General features: G+C 65.8%; 12 protein-coding genes. 2 read left to right on the top strand and 10 right to left on the bottom strand.

Features of this window, described 5'->3' with window-relative positions; translation table 11 throughout:
- Positions 1-42: 42 nt before the first annotated feature.
- From murB to ftsW, 6 genes are all read right to left on the bottom strand, one after another.
- Positions 43-999 carry a UDP-N-acetylmuramate dehydrogenase gene (gene murB / locus PSAL_RS02200; RefSeq protein WP_119839703.1) on the bottom strand — a complete coding sequence of 319 codons (957 nt, stop codon included), beginning with the start codon at positions 997-999 and terminating at the stop codon, positions 43-45.
- A gap of 64 nt (positions 1000-1063) precedes the next feature.
- The gene (locus PSAL_RS02195) at positions 1064-1360 is read right to left on the bottom strand and encodes a hypothetical protein (RefSeq protein ID WP_119839704.1); all 297 of its coding nucleotides are present in this window, start codon (positions 1358-1360) and stop codon (positions 1064-1066) included.
- A 9-nt stretch (positions 1361-1369) separates the two neighbouring features.
- Positions 1370-1627, bottom strand: a complete 258-nt coding sequence (locus PSAL_RS02190; RefSeq protein ID WP_119839766.1) for a DUF2484 family protein — start codon at positions 1625-1627, stop codon at positions 1370-1372.
- Positions 1628-1982: 355 nt separating this feature from the next.
- Positions 1983-3386, bottom strand: coding sequence for a UDP-N-acetylmuramate--L-alanine ligase (murC, locus tag PSAL_RS02185; protein WP_119839705.1), 1404 nt, complete (start codon positions 3384-3386; stop codon positions 1983-1985).
- Complete coding sequence (gene murG / locus PSAL_RS02180; protein ID WP_119839706.1) at positions 3383-4513, bottom strand: undecaprenyldiphospho-muramoylpentapeptide beta-N-acetylglucosaminyltransferase; 1131 nt, start codon at positions 4511-4513, stop codon at positions 3383-3385. Before murG ends, murC begins: the two co-directional genes overlap by 4 nt.
- 15 nt (positions 4514-4528) lie before the next feature.
- Entirely contained in the window at positions 4529-5695 is a 1167-nt protein-coding gene (gene ftsW / locus PSAL_RS02175) for a putative lipid II flippase FtsW (RefSeq protein ID WP_119839707.1), read from the bottom strand.
- Positions 5696-6091: 396 nt separating this feature from the next.
- On the opposite strand from ftsW, the gene PSAL_RS02170 reads away from it, so the two are divergent.
- A complete protein-coding gene (locus PSAL_RS02170) occupies positions 6092-6409 on the top strand; it encodes an SRPBCC family protein (RefSeq protein WP_147407637.1) in 318 nt (105 codons plus the stop codon).
- A 140-nt stretch (positions 6410-6549) separates the two neighbouring features.
- On the top strand, positions 6550-7725 hold the full coding sequence (locus PSAL_RS02165) for a BaiN/RdsA family NAD(P)/FAD-dependent oxidoreductase (RefSeq protein ID WP_119839709.1): 1176 nt from the start codon (positions 6550-6552) through the stop codon (positions 7723-7725).
- Between the two features lie 22 nt (positions 7726-7747).
- Here the strand turns inward: PSAL_RS02165 and murD are convergent, their stop codons facing one another.
- The 4 genes from murD to PSAL_RS02145 all read right to left on the bottom strand — a co-directional run bounded on the left by murD (position 7748) and on the right by PSAL_RS02145 (position 13306).
- On the bottom strand, positions 7748-9169 hold the full coding sequence (gene murD / locus PSAL_RS02160) for a UDP-N-acetylmuramoyl-L-alanine--D-glutamate ligase (protein WP_119839710.1): 1422 nt from the start codon (positions 9167-9169) through the stop codon (positions 7748-7750).
- A 39-nt stretch (positions 9170-9208) separates the two neighbouring features.
- On the bottom strand, positions 9209-10291 hold the full coding sequence (gene mraY, locus PSAL_RS02155; RefSeq protein ID WP_119839711.1) for a phospho-N-acetylmuramoyl-pentapeptide-transferase: 1083 nt from the start codon (positions 10289-10291) through the stop codon (positions 9209-9211).
- A gap of 73 nt (positions 10292-10364) precedes the next feature.
- A complete protein-coding gene (locus tag PSAL_RS02150; protein ID WP_408004196.1) occupies positions 10365-11798 on the bottom strand; it encodes a UDP-N-acetylmuramoyl-tripeptide--D-alanyl-D-alanine ligase in 1434 nt (477 codons plus the stop codon).
- The gene (locus PSAL_RS02145) at positions 11795-13306 is read right to left on the bottom strand and encodes a UDP-N-acetylmuramoyl-L-alanyl-D-glutamate--2,6-diaminopimelate ligase (RefSeq protein ID WP_119839712.1); all 1512 of its coding nucleotides are present in this window, start codon (positions 13304-13306) and stop codon (positions 11795-11797) included. Before PSAL_RS02145 ends, PSAL_RS02150 begins: the two co-directional genes overlap by 4 nt.
- Between the last annotated feature and the right edge of the window lie 20 nt (positions 13307-13326).

The following is a 13326-nucleotide window of genomic DNA, read 5'->3' as shown; positions in this document are numbered from 1 at the left end:
AACCTGAACCGGAGATCCGGCGGGCAATTTCGCGATCAGCGCCTATTCCGGCGCCGGATCGCCGACCCGCATGATTTCCCACTCTAGCTCTATTCCCCGGTCATTAAAAACCTTTTTTCGGACTTCCTCGCCCAGACCTTCCAGGTCGGCGCCCGTCGCGCCGCCGGTATTGATCATGAAATTCGAATGCTTTTCGCTCATCTGCGCACCACCGCGCCGATGCCCGCGCAGGCCGGCTTCGTCAATCAGCTTCCAGGCCTTGAGGTCATGCACATCATCGGCCCGCCCCGTCGACGAGAACCCCGCCGGGTTGCGAAAGGTCGATCCCGCGCTGCGCGCCTTGGTGGGTTGGCTGGCATCCCGACGGGCAAGTTGGTCGGCCATCGCGGCTGCCAGATCCTCGGGCGCGACCTGGGGCCCCTGCAAGGTGACCTCGGTGATGACCCAGCCCGGCGCAAGATCCGTCTGGCGATAGGCAAAGGCCAGATCCGCCGCGCCCAACTCGACGATCCGACCGTCGCGGGTCACCGCGCGGGCCGAGCGAAAGACATCGGCGACATAGGAGCCATAGCAGCCCGCGTTCATCCGCAGTGCGCCGCCGATGGAACCGGGAATAGTGCGCAGAAAACCAAGGTCGATGCCCGCTTCACCCGCGCGGATCGCCACATGCGCATCCAGCGCCGCCGCACCCGCCACCACCTGACCCTCCGCGCAGGTGATCGCGTTGAAGCCGCGCCCCAGCCGGATCACCACGCCACGGATACCCCCATCGCGCACGATCAGATTGCTGCCGACACCCATGGGAAAGACCGGCACAACAGGATCCAATGCGGCCAGAAACTGCGCCAGATCTTCGGTATCAGCGGGCTGAAACAGGACATCCGCAGGTCCACCTGCGCGCAGCCAGGTCAGTCTGGACAGGTCCTGATCGATGCCAAGCCGCCCCCGGACCGGAATGTCCTGCGGCTGATCCGTCTTGTTGTCGGGGCTATGGGGCATGGCGTCTCCTTCGCGTCGCGGCTGGCCTAGCAATGCCCCTGCCCCATCGCAAGTCCCGCGTGGCTCAGCGCCCGCGGACGTAGCGCGCGGTCTGGGGCCGCGAGGTGAAGATCCCGACGATCAGGGCCACGAAAAGCCCCAGCAGACTGCCCAGCATCGCCGCGATGGCAGAAGCCATCAGCACGCCATCATAGGGCAGCCCCTGGCCCAGTGCATCCGCCCCGATGAAGGCCCCAAGGCACAGCAGCGGCAAGACCAGCGACAGCACAAGGCTCCGCCCGCGCAGAAGCGCATAGCCGAGCCGGGAAAAGATCAGCGCCACGACCAGCGGCAGATAAGGGGTCAGGATCGCGACGAACACGCGGCCCGATCAGCCCGGAGAGCCGTCGACGCGTTGCAGCACCCGCGCCATCAGCGCCGCCAGCACGGCAAACCCCAGCAGCAGCACCAGCAACCCGACCCAGGGCCCATGCTGCGCGGTGATATAGCCGAGCACCGGAATGCCGGTTCCCGTCAGCGCCGCAAGCCGCTGCCTCTGCCCGCGCCGGGGCGCCCCTTGATTACCCAGATACCCGGCCGCAAGAGCGCCAAGCCCCCAGAGCATCAGGAGTAGAAAAGATTCACTCATGAACATTTTGTTTTGCCACTGCCCATCCGACTGGCTAGGAAACCTCTGCAAAAAAGCCACATTTGCGTCGGTTCTTACCCTGGCTGCCGATATTATTTTGCCTGTTGCCTAATTACACAAGGTACTGACAAGTGGCTGCCCGAACAAGGAATTATTGGGTCTTTACCTCGGAAAACCGCCCCCGGGGGTGATTCTCGGACAGAAGGTAAGACGCGGAAACAGGCAGCCGGACAGGAACGGCATTGCCGAACCTTCCGTCAGGGAAGTCCTTGCCAGCCCGACAGCCGCAAACCGGCCACCAACAGGCACCGGAGGCATTGCGCGGCAAAGCGGCCTGCGCTGCCGGCCGATCGGGTCAGGCAGGTTCGGCCAGACGAATCGGCAGGTTGTTCGCCCAGGTCGAAATCGTCCCCGCCCCGAGGCAGACCACCATGTCACCGGGCTGCGCCTGCTCGCGCACCAGCCCCACCAGGTCGTCTTCCGAAGTGATGGCGCGCGCATGGCGATGGCCATGGCGGATCAGCCCGGCCACCAGATCGTCGCGGGAGGCACCGGGGATCGGGTCCTCTCCGGCGGCATAGACCTCGGCGATCGCGACCACGTCCGCATCGTTGAAACAGGCGCAGAAATCGTCAAACAGCGAATGCAGGCGCGAATAGCGGTGCGGTTGATGGACGGCGATCACCCGACCATCGCAGGCTTGGCGCGCAGCCTTGAGAACCGCGGCGATTTCCACCGGGTGGTGGCCATAGTCGTCGATCACTGCCACCCCGTCGACCTCGCCTACGCGGGTAAAACGCCGGTTGACGCCCCCGAAGGCGGCCAATGCGGCGCGGATCTCGTCCGCTTTCATGCCGAGATGCCGCGCCACGGCGACCCCCGACAGCGCGTTGGAAACGTTGTGATCCCCGGGCATCGGCAGGCTGCAGCCTTCGATCCTTGCCCCTTCGGCCTGCAGCGCGATGTCGAAATGCGCCACGCCCGCCTTGTAGGTCAGGTTCACCGCGCGCACATCGGCCTGGGCGTTGAAGCCGAAGGTCACGACGCGGCGGTCGGTGATCTTGCCGACCAGCGCCTGCACCTCCGGATGGTCGGTGCAGCAAACGGCGATGCCGTAGAAAGGGATGTTGGAGACGAAATCGAGGAAGCCCTTGCGCAGGCTGTCGAAATCGCCCCAGTGATCCATATGCTCGGGGTCGATATTGGTCACGATGGCGATGGTTGCGGGCAGGCGGTTGAAGGTGCCGTCGCTTTCATCGGCCTCGACCACCATCCATTCTCCGAGGCCAACGCGCGCGTTTGAGCCATAGGCATGGATGATCCCACCGTTGATCACCGTCGGATCGAGGCCGCCCGCATCCAGCAGTGTGGCGACCATGGTGGTGGTCGTGGTCTTGCCATGGGTGCCGGCGACGGCGATGTTGGACTTCAGCCGCATCAACTCGGCCAGCATTTCCGCCCGGCGCACCACTGGCAGGCCCTGACGGCGGGCTTCGTCAAGCTCCGGGTTGCCGGGCTTGATCGCCGAGGAAATCACCACGACCTGAGCGTTCTCAAGGTTCTCGGCCCGCTGCCCTTCGAAGACCAGCGCCCCCAGTCCTTCCAGCCTTTCGGTGATCTCGGACCGCTTCAGGTCCGATCCCTGCACCGAATAGCCGTGATTCAGCAGCACTTCGGCAATGCCCGACATGCCGATACCGCCGATGCCGACGAAATGGATCGCGCCGACGTCGCCGGGCAGTTTGGTCGCAGCATTCATGTCTGGGTCCCTCTTTCGGTCTTGTTGGCGGGGTCGATCAGGTCCTCGACCAGATCCGCCAGGGTCTCTGCCGCATCGGGCTTGCCACAGGCCAGCGCGGCCCGCGCCATCTGTTGCGATCCCACGGGGTTGTCCAGCACCAGCCGGATCTGTTCGGTCAGGCTTTGCGCCGTCAACTGGCTTTCCGGGATCATGATCGCGGCACCGGCTTCGGTCAGGCCACGGGCATTGGCAGTCTGATGATCCGCAGCAGCAGCAGCAAAGGGCACAAGGATCGCGGGCCGCCCGATGACCGATATATCGGCCACGGTCGAAGCCCCGGAGCGGGTGATGACCAGCTGCGCTTCGGACAGGCGGTTGGGCACATCGTCGAAGAAACTTTGCACATCGGCGTTGATGCCCGCCTCGGCGTAAAAGGCCGTGACCCGCTCAAGATCCTCGGGGCGGGCCTGATGGCTCACCCGGATATGCGAGCGTTGCGGTTCCGGAAGGGCGGCGATGGCTTCGGGCACCACATCCGACAGGATGCGCGCGCCCTGGCTGCCGCCCATGACCAGCATCGCCATGGGGTAATCACCGGGCGGGATATAGGGGGCGCCTTCGCGGTCATGCACCGCCCGGCGCACCGGGTTGCCGGTGTGATAGATCTCGGTCCCTTCGGGCAGCGAGGCCCCGCCCGGCAGGGTCGTCGGCCAGGTGCCGCAGCAGATCCGGTCGACGCGGCTGGCAAAGACCTGATTCACCCGCCCCAGCACGCCGTTCTGTTCATGGATCATGCGCGGAATGCGCAGAAGGGTCGCCGCCGCCATGGCCGGGATCGCCGGGTAGCCGCCGAAACCGACCACCACGTCGGGCTTTTCCTTCATCATCCGGAGCGTCGCGCCAAGCGCCCCTGCCCCGATGCGCAGCGGCACCACGGCCCGCGCGAGCACACCGCCCCGCGCGAAGGTGGCCGAGGACATTTCCTGGACCTCCACGGCATCGGGGAAGCCGCCGGCATAGCGCGCGCCGCGCGCATCGGTGGCCAGCTTTACCTGCCAGCCTCGCGCCAGCATGGCCTCGGCCAGGCTTTGCGCGGGAAACATGTGGCCGCCGGTCCCCCCGGCGGCAATCATCAGCAACGGCATTGCGGGCCCCTTGGTTTAACGTGTGCGGCCGGAGAGGATGTCTCCGATCTGGCCCTGTGGCCGGGTCCGGGTGAAGGCCAGCAGCATGCCGACGGCAATACCCCCCGCGATCAGCGAGGACCCACCGTAGCTGACGAAGGGCAGCGTCATGCCCTTGGCCGGCAGCAGACGGACGGCGACGCCCATGTTGATGATCGCCTGCACGCCGAACATGGCCGCAAGGCCGGTGCCCGCCAGCCGGGTAAAGGGATCGCGTTCGCGCATCAGCCGGGTGAAACTGCGCAGCACGATGGTGCCGTAAAGCGCGATGATGATCGCCACCAGCACCAGCCCGTATTCCTCGGCCGCGACGGCGATGATGAAATCGGTATGGGCATCGGGCAGCGACATCTTTACCTGGCCTTCACCGATCCCAACGCCAAAGAAACCGCCTTCGCGGATGGCGTTCTCGGCATAGCCAAGCTGGGTGGTCGGATCGACTTCCTGGTTCAGGAACCCATCGATACGGCGGGCGAAGTGTTCGGAATTGCCGTAGGCCACCGTCCCACCCATGACGACCAGACCTGCGATCCCGACCAGCAGCAGCAGCGGCGCACCGGCGACAAAATACATCACGGCCCAGCCAAACAGCACAAGGCTGCCCTGACCGAAATCGGGTTGCGCCACGAGCATCAGCACCACGGCAAGGGTCAGGCCGAAGGACAGCATGCGCCCCGGTGGGCCATTGATCTCCTGCGAGGCGGCCATCAGCCAGGCCGCGACCACGACGAAGACGGGTTTCAGAAACTCCGACGGCTGGACCGAGGCGAAACCGAGCGAATACCAGCGCACCGCCCCCTTGCCGAAATCGGTCCCGAAGACCGGCAGGAAGGCCAGCGCCAGGAAGGCAAAGCCGAAGCCGATCACCGACAGGCGCCGCACCATGTTGGGTGTCAGCATCGAGGTGACGAACATCACCCCGACCGCCAGCGTGCCGAAGAAGGCCTGACGCGTGACGTAGTAGAAGGGCGCCAGCCCGTTGCGCTCGGCCAGCGGCGGCGAGGCCGCGAAGCCCAGCAAAAGGCCGATACCGCACAGGCCGAGGATACAGCTCAGCGTGAGCTTGTCGATCGTCCGCCACCATTTGGGAATAATCGGCTCGCCATCCCTGTGCGGGACGGTGCCGTAGACCATCTCTGTCATGTCTTGCCTGCGCCTCGATCTCGGACGGCCCTGCAGCCGCTGTCTGCCCCTTGACGGGATCTGCCTGTCCCTTTGCGGGATCTGCTGAAACTGTACCCGTTTTTATGCAATGGGGCCAGCGCGAATGCGGCCCTCGCGCCGCACCGGGGCTCAGAACCGCCGGCAGGGCTTGACCAGGGCGGGCTGCCGCTTCTAGCTATGGCACATTGGCCTGCCAGACAGGCAATTCCCGGCGGGTCGGGGGACCGCATGGTCCAATGATTTTTCGGCCCCTTTCCGGGCCTCTTTCCACCGCCTCTTTTTCCAGAGTGAGACAAGCCTGTGAACATGATGATTTCCGGCGTTGCCGCAGGCGCAGGTGATGCAGCCCCCATCGACCAGGGTCATGGTCCCGCCATGGTATCTGCCTTCAGCGGCAACCGGATCCGCATCTATCGCCGCTTTGCCGGCCAGCGTGATGACCTTTTCGGCAAACTGACCGCCGACACCGCCACCCCCGGCCATAGCGTGCAGGAAATGCAGGCGCCGGGTCGCATCGTCTACAACAAGGTCATGGGCAATATCGACGTTCTCTGCACCATGCTGATGATTGTCCACCCCGAGGGCGGCACCCTGATGACCATCGAATTCTGGTACCCCGATACCGAAAGCCGCGACGCGGCGCTGCAGGCCGGTCTTGGCGACAGCATGGAAGCGCTCTACACCACGCTTTGAGCCTTTTGGGTGACTTTTCGGAAATGGCAGGCCCCCGATGGTCTGCCATTTCGCGTTTCCGCCCACTGGTTCGGCCCGCCCGGATCGCAAGCGTCCCGACGCCCCCTTGCGTTGCCCGGCCTGATCGCTAAGGCAGGGGCATGGATTACGATACGATCATTCTGGGGGCCGGCGCTGCAGGCCTGATGTGTGCAGCCCATTGCGGCGGCCGGGTTCTACTGGTCGATCACGCGAAGAAACCGGGCGAAAAGATCCGCATCTCGGGTGGGGGGCGCTGCAATTTCACCAATACCGGGACGGGGCCGGAGAACTTCCTTTCCGCCAATCCGCATTTCGCCAAAAGCGCGCTGGCCCGGTACACGCAGTGGGATTTCATCTCTCTGGTATCGGAACATGGCATCGCCTGGCACGAAAAGACGCTGGGGCAATTGTTCTGCGACGGCAGCGCTCAGCAGATCATCGACATGCTGCTGGGGCTGGTCGGGCGCGCCGGGGCCGAGATCAGCCTGTCCACCAGTGCCGAGGACATCACACGGCTTGCGGACGGCTATGGCCTGACGCTGGTACGTGGCAACGCCCGTCAGCTGGTGACGACCCGCAACCTGGTGCTGGCGACGGGGGGCAAGTCGATCCCCAAGATGGGCGCGACCGGCTTTGCCCATGACCTTGCCCGCCAGATGGACCTGCCGGTGACAGAGAGGGCCCCGGCCCTTGTTCCCCTGACCTTCGCGCCGGACCGCTTTGCGGGCCTGCCCGGCGTAGCCCTGCCCGCACGGGTCACTGCCGGAGCCACCACCTTTGCCGAAGCGTTGCTGTTCACCCATCGCGGCTTGTCCGGTCCGGCGATCCTGCAGGCCTCTTCCTATTGGCAGGAAGGCGCAGAAATCACCATCGACCTGACCCCCGGCGGGCAGGCCCTTGCCACCCTGCGCGGCGCGCGGCGCAAGGTGGGCAACCGCAGTCTGACCCGTAGCCTCGACATGCTGTTGCCCGCGCGCCTGTCCGATTACCTGGCGGCGGACTGGCAGTTGGAGGGCAATCTTGCGGATCAATCAGATGCGGCGCTCGGTGCGCTTTGCGACCGCCTGAGCCAGTGGCGCCTGCGGCCCGCCGGCAGCGAAGGCTACCGCACCGCCGAAGTTACCCGTGGCGGCGTCTCGACCGAGGCGCTGTCATCGCGCAGCCTGCAAAGCCACGCCCACCCCGGCCTGTATTTCATCGGTGAATGCGTCGATGTGACCGGCTGGCTGGGGGGCTATAATTTCCAATGGGCCTGGTCATCGGCCATGGCCGCCGCCCGCGCCATCCAAGGCTGAAACGGGGCCAGCGCGCGCCCTGTCAGCCCTTGACCGTTGCGCGGGTTGCAAGACAGGCCTCGACCTCGGCGGCAAAATCCTCGCCCCGGCGCTCAAAGCTGTCGTATTGATCGAAACTGGCTGTGGCCGGGGCCAGAAGCACCGTGTCGCCCGGTTCGGCATCGGCCGTGGCGCGGGCAACGGCGGTCGCCATGTCGCCGCAGACATCGACCTGCAGGCCCTTCAGCTGCATGGCGAAATGCGCCGCCTCACGCCCGATGACATAGGCCTTGCGCACCTGCCCTGTCGCCTCAAGAAGCGGGTCGATCGCGCCTTCCTTCTGCAGGCCGCCACAGATCCAGCGGATCTTGCGAAACGCCATCAATGCCTGTCGGGCGGAATCGATATTGGTGGCCTTGCTGTCGTTGACGAAGCGGACGCCATCGGCCTCTGCGATCAGCTGGCTGCGGTGCGGCAACCCCTGGAAACTGTGGAACGCCGCCTCGATGGGACGCGGACCAAGACCAAGGGTGCGCGCCACGGCAAAGGCCGCGCAGGCGTTCTGGTGGTTATGCGCCCCCGGCAGACCCGCCACGCTGCGCAGATCGACAGAGGCGATCTGACGGCCCTTGCGATATTCCGACAGGAACCCCTTGCGGGCAAAGATCGCCCAGCCCGGCCCGCCCAGCTTCTGCCCCGACGAGATCCGGATCACCCGGTCATCCGCCGGCCCTTCGGACAATTGCCCGGCCAGAAAGCGGCCTTCGACCTCGTCCACGCCGATCACGCAGCGATCCGGACCGCCCTCGGCGAACAGCCGCCGCTTGGCCGCGAAATAGCCCCCCGGCCCACCATGGCGATCCAGGTGATCGGGGGAGAGATTGGTAAAGACCGCCACATCCGGCGTCAGGGACCTGGCAAGCTCGGTCTGGTAGGAGGACAGTTCCAGCACCACGATCCCGCCGTCTTCGGGCGGGTCGATATCCAGCACACCGCGCCCGATATTGCCGGCCAGTTGCACCTCGCGCCCCGCTTCGGTCAGGATATGGGCGATCAGCGCGGAGGTGGTGGATTTCCCGTTCGACCCGGTGACCGCGACCACCCGGGGCGCCTGATCGAAGCGATCCCAATCCGCCCGGCCGAGCGAGCGGAAGAACAGGCCGATGTCATTGTCGACGGGCACCCCGGCGGCCAGCGCGGCGGCAATCACGGGATGAGGCGCGGGATAAAGATGCGGGATACCGGGCGAGGTCACGAGACAGGCGATGTCCTCGAAGGTACCGGGCTGCGTCAGATCAACCAGCGCGATGCCTTCACCGGCCGCGATACTGGCCGCATCGGCCCCGTCATCCCAGGCAACGACAGTCGCGCCACCAGCCTGCAGGGACCGTACCGTCGCCCGGCCGGACCGGCCAAGCCCCAGCACCGCCACCTTCTGTCCTTCGAACCCCGGCACCGCAATCATCTTCGTCCCTTTCACATGTCAGGCAGGCCCGCGCGCGCCTTAGCGCAGCTTCAGTGTCGCAAGGCCGATGATCGCCAGGATCAGCGAGATGATCCAGAACCGGATGACGATCTGCGGCTCGGCCCAGCCCTTCTTTTCGTAATGGTGGTGGATCGGCGCCATCAGGAAGACCCGTTTACCGGTGCGCTTGAAATAGGCGACCTGGATGATCACCGAAAGCGCCTCGACCACGAAAAGGCCGCCGACGATGCCCAGCACGATCTCGTGCTTGGTCACCACCGCGATGGCGCCAAGCGCGCCGCCCAGGGCAAGGCTGCCCGTATCGCCCATGAAGACAGCAGCGGGGGGCGCGTTGTACCACAGGAACCCGAGGCCCCCGCCAACAAGCCCGGCGACAAAGATGATGATCTCGCCCGAGCCGGGTACGTAATGCAGCCCGAGGTATTCGGTAAAGTCGGTGCGCCCGACGGTATAGGCGATGATCCCAAGCGCCGAAGAGGCGATCATCACCGGCATGATCGCCAGCCCGTCCAGCCCGTCGGTCAGGTTCACCGCATTGGCAGCGCCCACGATGACGAACATCGCGAAGGGCAGGAACAGCCAGCCGAGGTTGACCAGAACGTCCTTGAAGATCGGCAGCGCGAGTTGCGATTGCAGGTCCTCGGGATGCAGCCAGGTCGCCCAGAGGGTGGCGATCAGCGCGATGCCGAAGCCGAGCGCCAGCCGCAGCTTGCCCGAGACCCCGGCGGTGTTCTGCTTGGAGACCTTGGCATAATCATCCGCAAAGCCGATCAGGCCAAAGGCCATGGTCACGAAAAGCACCAGCCAGATATAGGCATTGTCGAGCCGCGCCCAGAGCAGGGTCGATGTCACCAGCGCCCCCACGATCAGCAAACCGCCCATGGTCGGCGTGCCGGCCTTCATCAGGTGCCCTTCGGGACCGTCATCGCGGATCGGCTGGCCCTTGCCCTGACGACGGCGCAACACGTCGATCAGCGGCCGCCCGAACAGGAAGCCGAAGATCAGCGCCGTCAGAAAGGCACCACCGGCACGAAAGGTGATATAGCGGAACAGGTTGAAAACATCCCCGCCATCCGACAAGCTGGTCAGCCAATACAGCATCTGCGTAGTCCTTCTTGTTCCTCGGGGCTGACCAGATGGCAGGTCCGGGGCAGTTCACGGGATCGCTGTCCCGTCATTCCTCGGCCGGATGGCTGAGTTTGCGCAGGGCGTCAACCAGCAGCGACACCCTGGACCCCTTGGAGCCCTTGATGAGCACGACATCGCCGGCGTCGACCAGCCGCATCGGGTCGCGTGACAGCGGAGTCACGGTTTCTTCGAACCGGCCGCGCCGGTGATCGGGAAGCGCTTCGTAGAAGGCGCGCATGCGCGGCCCGACGCAATGGATCAGGTCAATGTCGTTCAGCGCCGGCAGATCGGCCAGGGCGCGGTGCATCTCGGCCTCCTGCGGGCCAAGCTCCAGCATCTCGCCCAGGATGGCGATGCGGCGGCCTTCGGAAAACCGGCCAAGGTTGTCGCGCGGGTTCGAGGCGGCCAGCACATCCAGTGCTGCAGCCATCGAGACCGGGTTGGCGTTAAAGGCGTCGTCGATCAGTTCAAAGCTCAGCGCCCGGTCCAGCGGGTCGAGCACCCGCCACTGGCGCAGCCCCCGCCCCGCCGGGGGCGTCCATCGCCCGATCGAGGACAGGGCCAGCGCCCGGTCCAGACCCAGCACATGGGCCACGGCCAGCACCGCCAGCCCGTTCATCGCGAAATGCCGCCCCGTGGCCGAGACCTTGTAGGTCACCGGCGTGCGCCAGGCGCGCGCATGGCAGACAAGGCATCTGTCGGTGAACATCACCTCTGTCAGGCGATGATGGCAGCCCCGGCTTTCGCCGAACCGCAGCACCCGCGCCCGTTCGGCCCGTGCCCGCGCCACCATCAGGCCCGTGGTCGGCAGATCGCCGTTGATGACCGCCACACCGCCGCGCACCAGCCCCTTGAAGATCGTGGCCTTTTCCTCGGCAATCGCCTCGACCGAAGGGAAGGCCTCAAGGTGTGCAGGCGCGATGGTGGTGATCAGGGCAACATGGGGCCGGGCCAGACGCGCCAGCGGTTCGATTTCACCGGGATGGTTCATGCCGATCTCGATCACCGCGATTTCGGTCTCGCGCGGCATTCGGGCCAGCGTCAGGGGCACGCCCCAATGGTTGTTGTAACTGGCTTCGGCCACATGGACGCGGGCCTGATCGCCGATCACGTCGCGCAGCATTTCCTTGGTCGATGTCTTGCCCGCCGATCCGGTGACCGCGACGACCTTGCCCTGCATCCGGCGCCGGGCGGCGGCGGCCAGCGCCTCGAGCCCCTCGAGCACATCCGGCACGATCAGCAGCGGCGCGTCGTCGGGCAGCCCTTCGGGCCGGTGGCTGACCAATGCCGCCGCCGCGCCCTTTTCCAGCGCCTGAGCCACGAAATCATGGCCGTCGCGCACATCCTTCAGCGCCACGAACAGATCGCCGCGTTCCAGCGCCCGGGTGTCGATGGAAATCCCGGAGGCCGTGAAGCTTTGCGTCACCGTGCCGCCCGTGGCCCGCGCCGCGGCAGCCGAGGTCCAGAGCGTTTCGATCATGCCAGCCTCCCGTCAAGGGCTGCCACCGCGACCGAGGCCTGTTCGACATCATCGAAGGGAAAGACCGTATCGCCGACGATCTGTCCGGTTTCATGCCCCTTGCCGCAGATCAGCAGCGCATCCCCGGGTCCAAGCGCATCGACCGCGCGCAGGATCGCCTCGGCCCGGTCGGCGATCTCGGTCGCCTCGGGACAGCCGAGCATGACTTCCTGACGGATGGCTGCCGGGTCTTCAGAGCGGGGGTTGTCGTCGGTCACAAAGACCAGATCGGCATGTTCCGCCGCCGCCTGCCCCATCAGGGGACGCTTGGTCCGATCCCGGTCGCCGCCCGCCCCGATCAGCGCGATGATCCGGCCCATCACATGAGGGCGCAGGGATTGCAGGGCCGTGGCCACCGCATCGGGCGTATGCGCGAAATCGACAAAGACCGAAGCCCCGTTGGCCCGCGAGGCGGCCAGCTGCATCCGGCCACGCACGCCCTGAAGATGGTCCAGTACCGGAAAGACTTCTTCCGGGGGGTAGCCCGTCAGCAGCGCCAGGCCGGCGGCCACCAGCACGTTTTCGCCCTGGAAATCGCCAATCAGCGGCAGATTGATCTGATAATCCTGACCATTGAAGGCCAGACGCAGCACCTGGCCTTGCGGATCGAAACGCCGCGCCCTGACCTGCATCTCGGCCAGGGGGGCCATGCCGACGCTCATCACGTCAAGGCCACGCGCCTCGGCCTCGGAGACCATGTCGGCGCCCTTTTCCCCGTCGAGGTTGATGACCGCATGGCCTTCGGGCGGCAGAACACGGATGAACAACCCGGCCTTGGCGCGGAAATAGTCGTTGAGATCGGCGTGATAATCGAGGTGATCCTGGGTCAGGTTGGTGAACCCCCCGGCGGTCAGCATGACGCCGTCGAGGCGACGTTGGGCCAACCCGTGGGACGAGGCCTCCATCGCGCAATGGGTGATCCCGGCGGCGGCGGCTTCGGCCAGCACGCGGTGCAGGGTCAGGGGTTCGGGCGTGGTGTGATGCAAGGGGCGGCTGAAGTCGCCCTCGACCCCGGTGGTGCCAAGGTTGATGGCCTGCGCGCCGAGCGCCTGCCAGATCTGGCGCAGGAAGGTCGCGACCGAGGTCTTGCCATTGGTGCCGGTGATGGCGACGACGACACGCGGTTGCGCCCCGAACCAGAGAGAGGCCGCACAGGCCAGCGCCTGGCGGGGATCTTCGGCAACAATCAGCGCGATCTCGCGCGCCGAGGCGGCAAGGGCGGGCGCGGCGATCCGCGCGCCTTCGGCATCCGTCAGCAGGGCAATCGCCCCGTTGGCCAGCGCCGTTTCGGTGAATTCGGCGCCATGGATCCGGGTGCCGGGCATGGCCGCGAACAGGAAGCCGTCTTCAACCTCGCGACTGTCGACCGCCAGGCCGGTGACCTGCGCGCTGCGCCCCCCCCGGGCCGTCAACCCGAGCTCTGTCAGCGATTTTGCAGCCTGTCCCGAAGCCTCGTGTCCCGATGTCATCGCTGCGCCTTTCCGGGGCC

Source organism: Pseudooceanicola algae (genome assembly GCF_003590145.2).
GTDB lineage: Bacteria > Pseudomonadota > Alphaproteobacteria > Rhodobacterales > Rhodobacteraceae > Pseudooceanicola > Pseudooceanicola algae.
The sequence above is the reverse complement of the archived record's forward strand: the minus strand, read 5'-3'. Positions and strand labels throughout refer to the sequence as shown.

Excerpts from the sequence above, each read along its gene's own strand:
- murB (WP_119839703.1), bottom strand. The coding sequence starts at position 999 with ATGCCCCATAGCCCCGACAACAAGACGGATCAGCCGCAGGACATTCCG.
- murD (WP_119839710.1), bottom strand. The coding sequence starts at position 9,169 with ATGATTGCGGTGCCGGGGTTCGAAGGACAGAAGGTGGCGGTGCTGGGG.
- PSAL_RS02190 (WP_119839766.1), bottom strand. The coding sequence starts at position 1,627 with ATGAGTGAATCTTTTCTACTCCTGATGCTCTGGGGGCTTGGCGCTCTT.
- PSAL_RS02145 (WP_119839712.1), bottom strand. The coding sequence starts at position 13,306 with ATGACATCGGGACACGAGGCTTCGGGACAGGCTGCAAAATCGCTGACA.
- mraY (WP_119839711.1), bottom strand. The coding sequence starts at position 10,291 with ATGCTGTATTGGCTGACCAGCTTGTCGGATGGCGGGGATGTTTTCAAC.
- murG (WP_119839706.1), bottom strand. The coding sequence starts at position 4,513 with ATGCCGTTGCTGATGATTGCCGCCGGGGGGACCGGCGGCCACATGTTT.
- PSAL_RS02170 (WP_147407637.1), top strand. The coding sequence starts at position 6,092 with ATGGTATCTGCCTTCAGCGGCAACCGGATCCGCATCTATCGCCGCTTT.
- PSAL_RS02150 (WP_408004196.1), bottom strand. The coding sequence starts at position 11,798 with ATGATCGAAACGCTCTGGACCTCGGCTGCCGCGGCGCGGGCCACGGGC.
- PSAL_RS02165 (WP_119839709.1), top strand. The coding sequence starts at position 6,550 with ATGGATTACGATACGATCATTCTGGGGGCCGGCGCTGCAGGCCTGATG.
- ftsW (WP_119839707.1), bottom strand. The coding sequence starts at position 5,695 with ATGACAGAGATGGTCTACGGCACCGTCCCGCACAGGGATGGCGAGCCG.
- murC (WP_119839705.1), bottom strand. The coding sequence starts at position 3,386 with ATGAATGCTGCGACCAAACTGCCCGGCGACGTCGGCGCGATCCATTTC.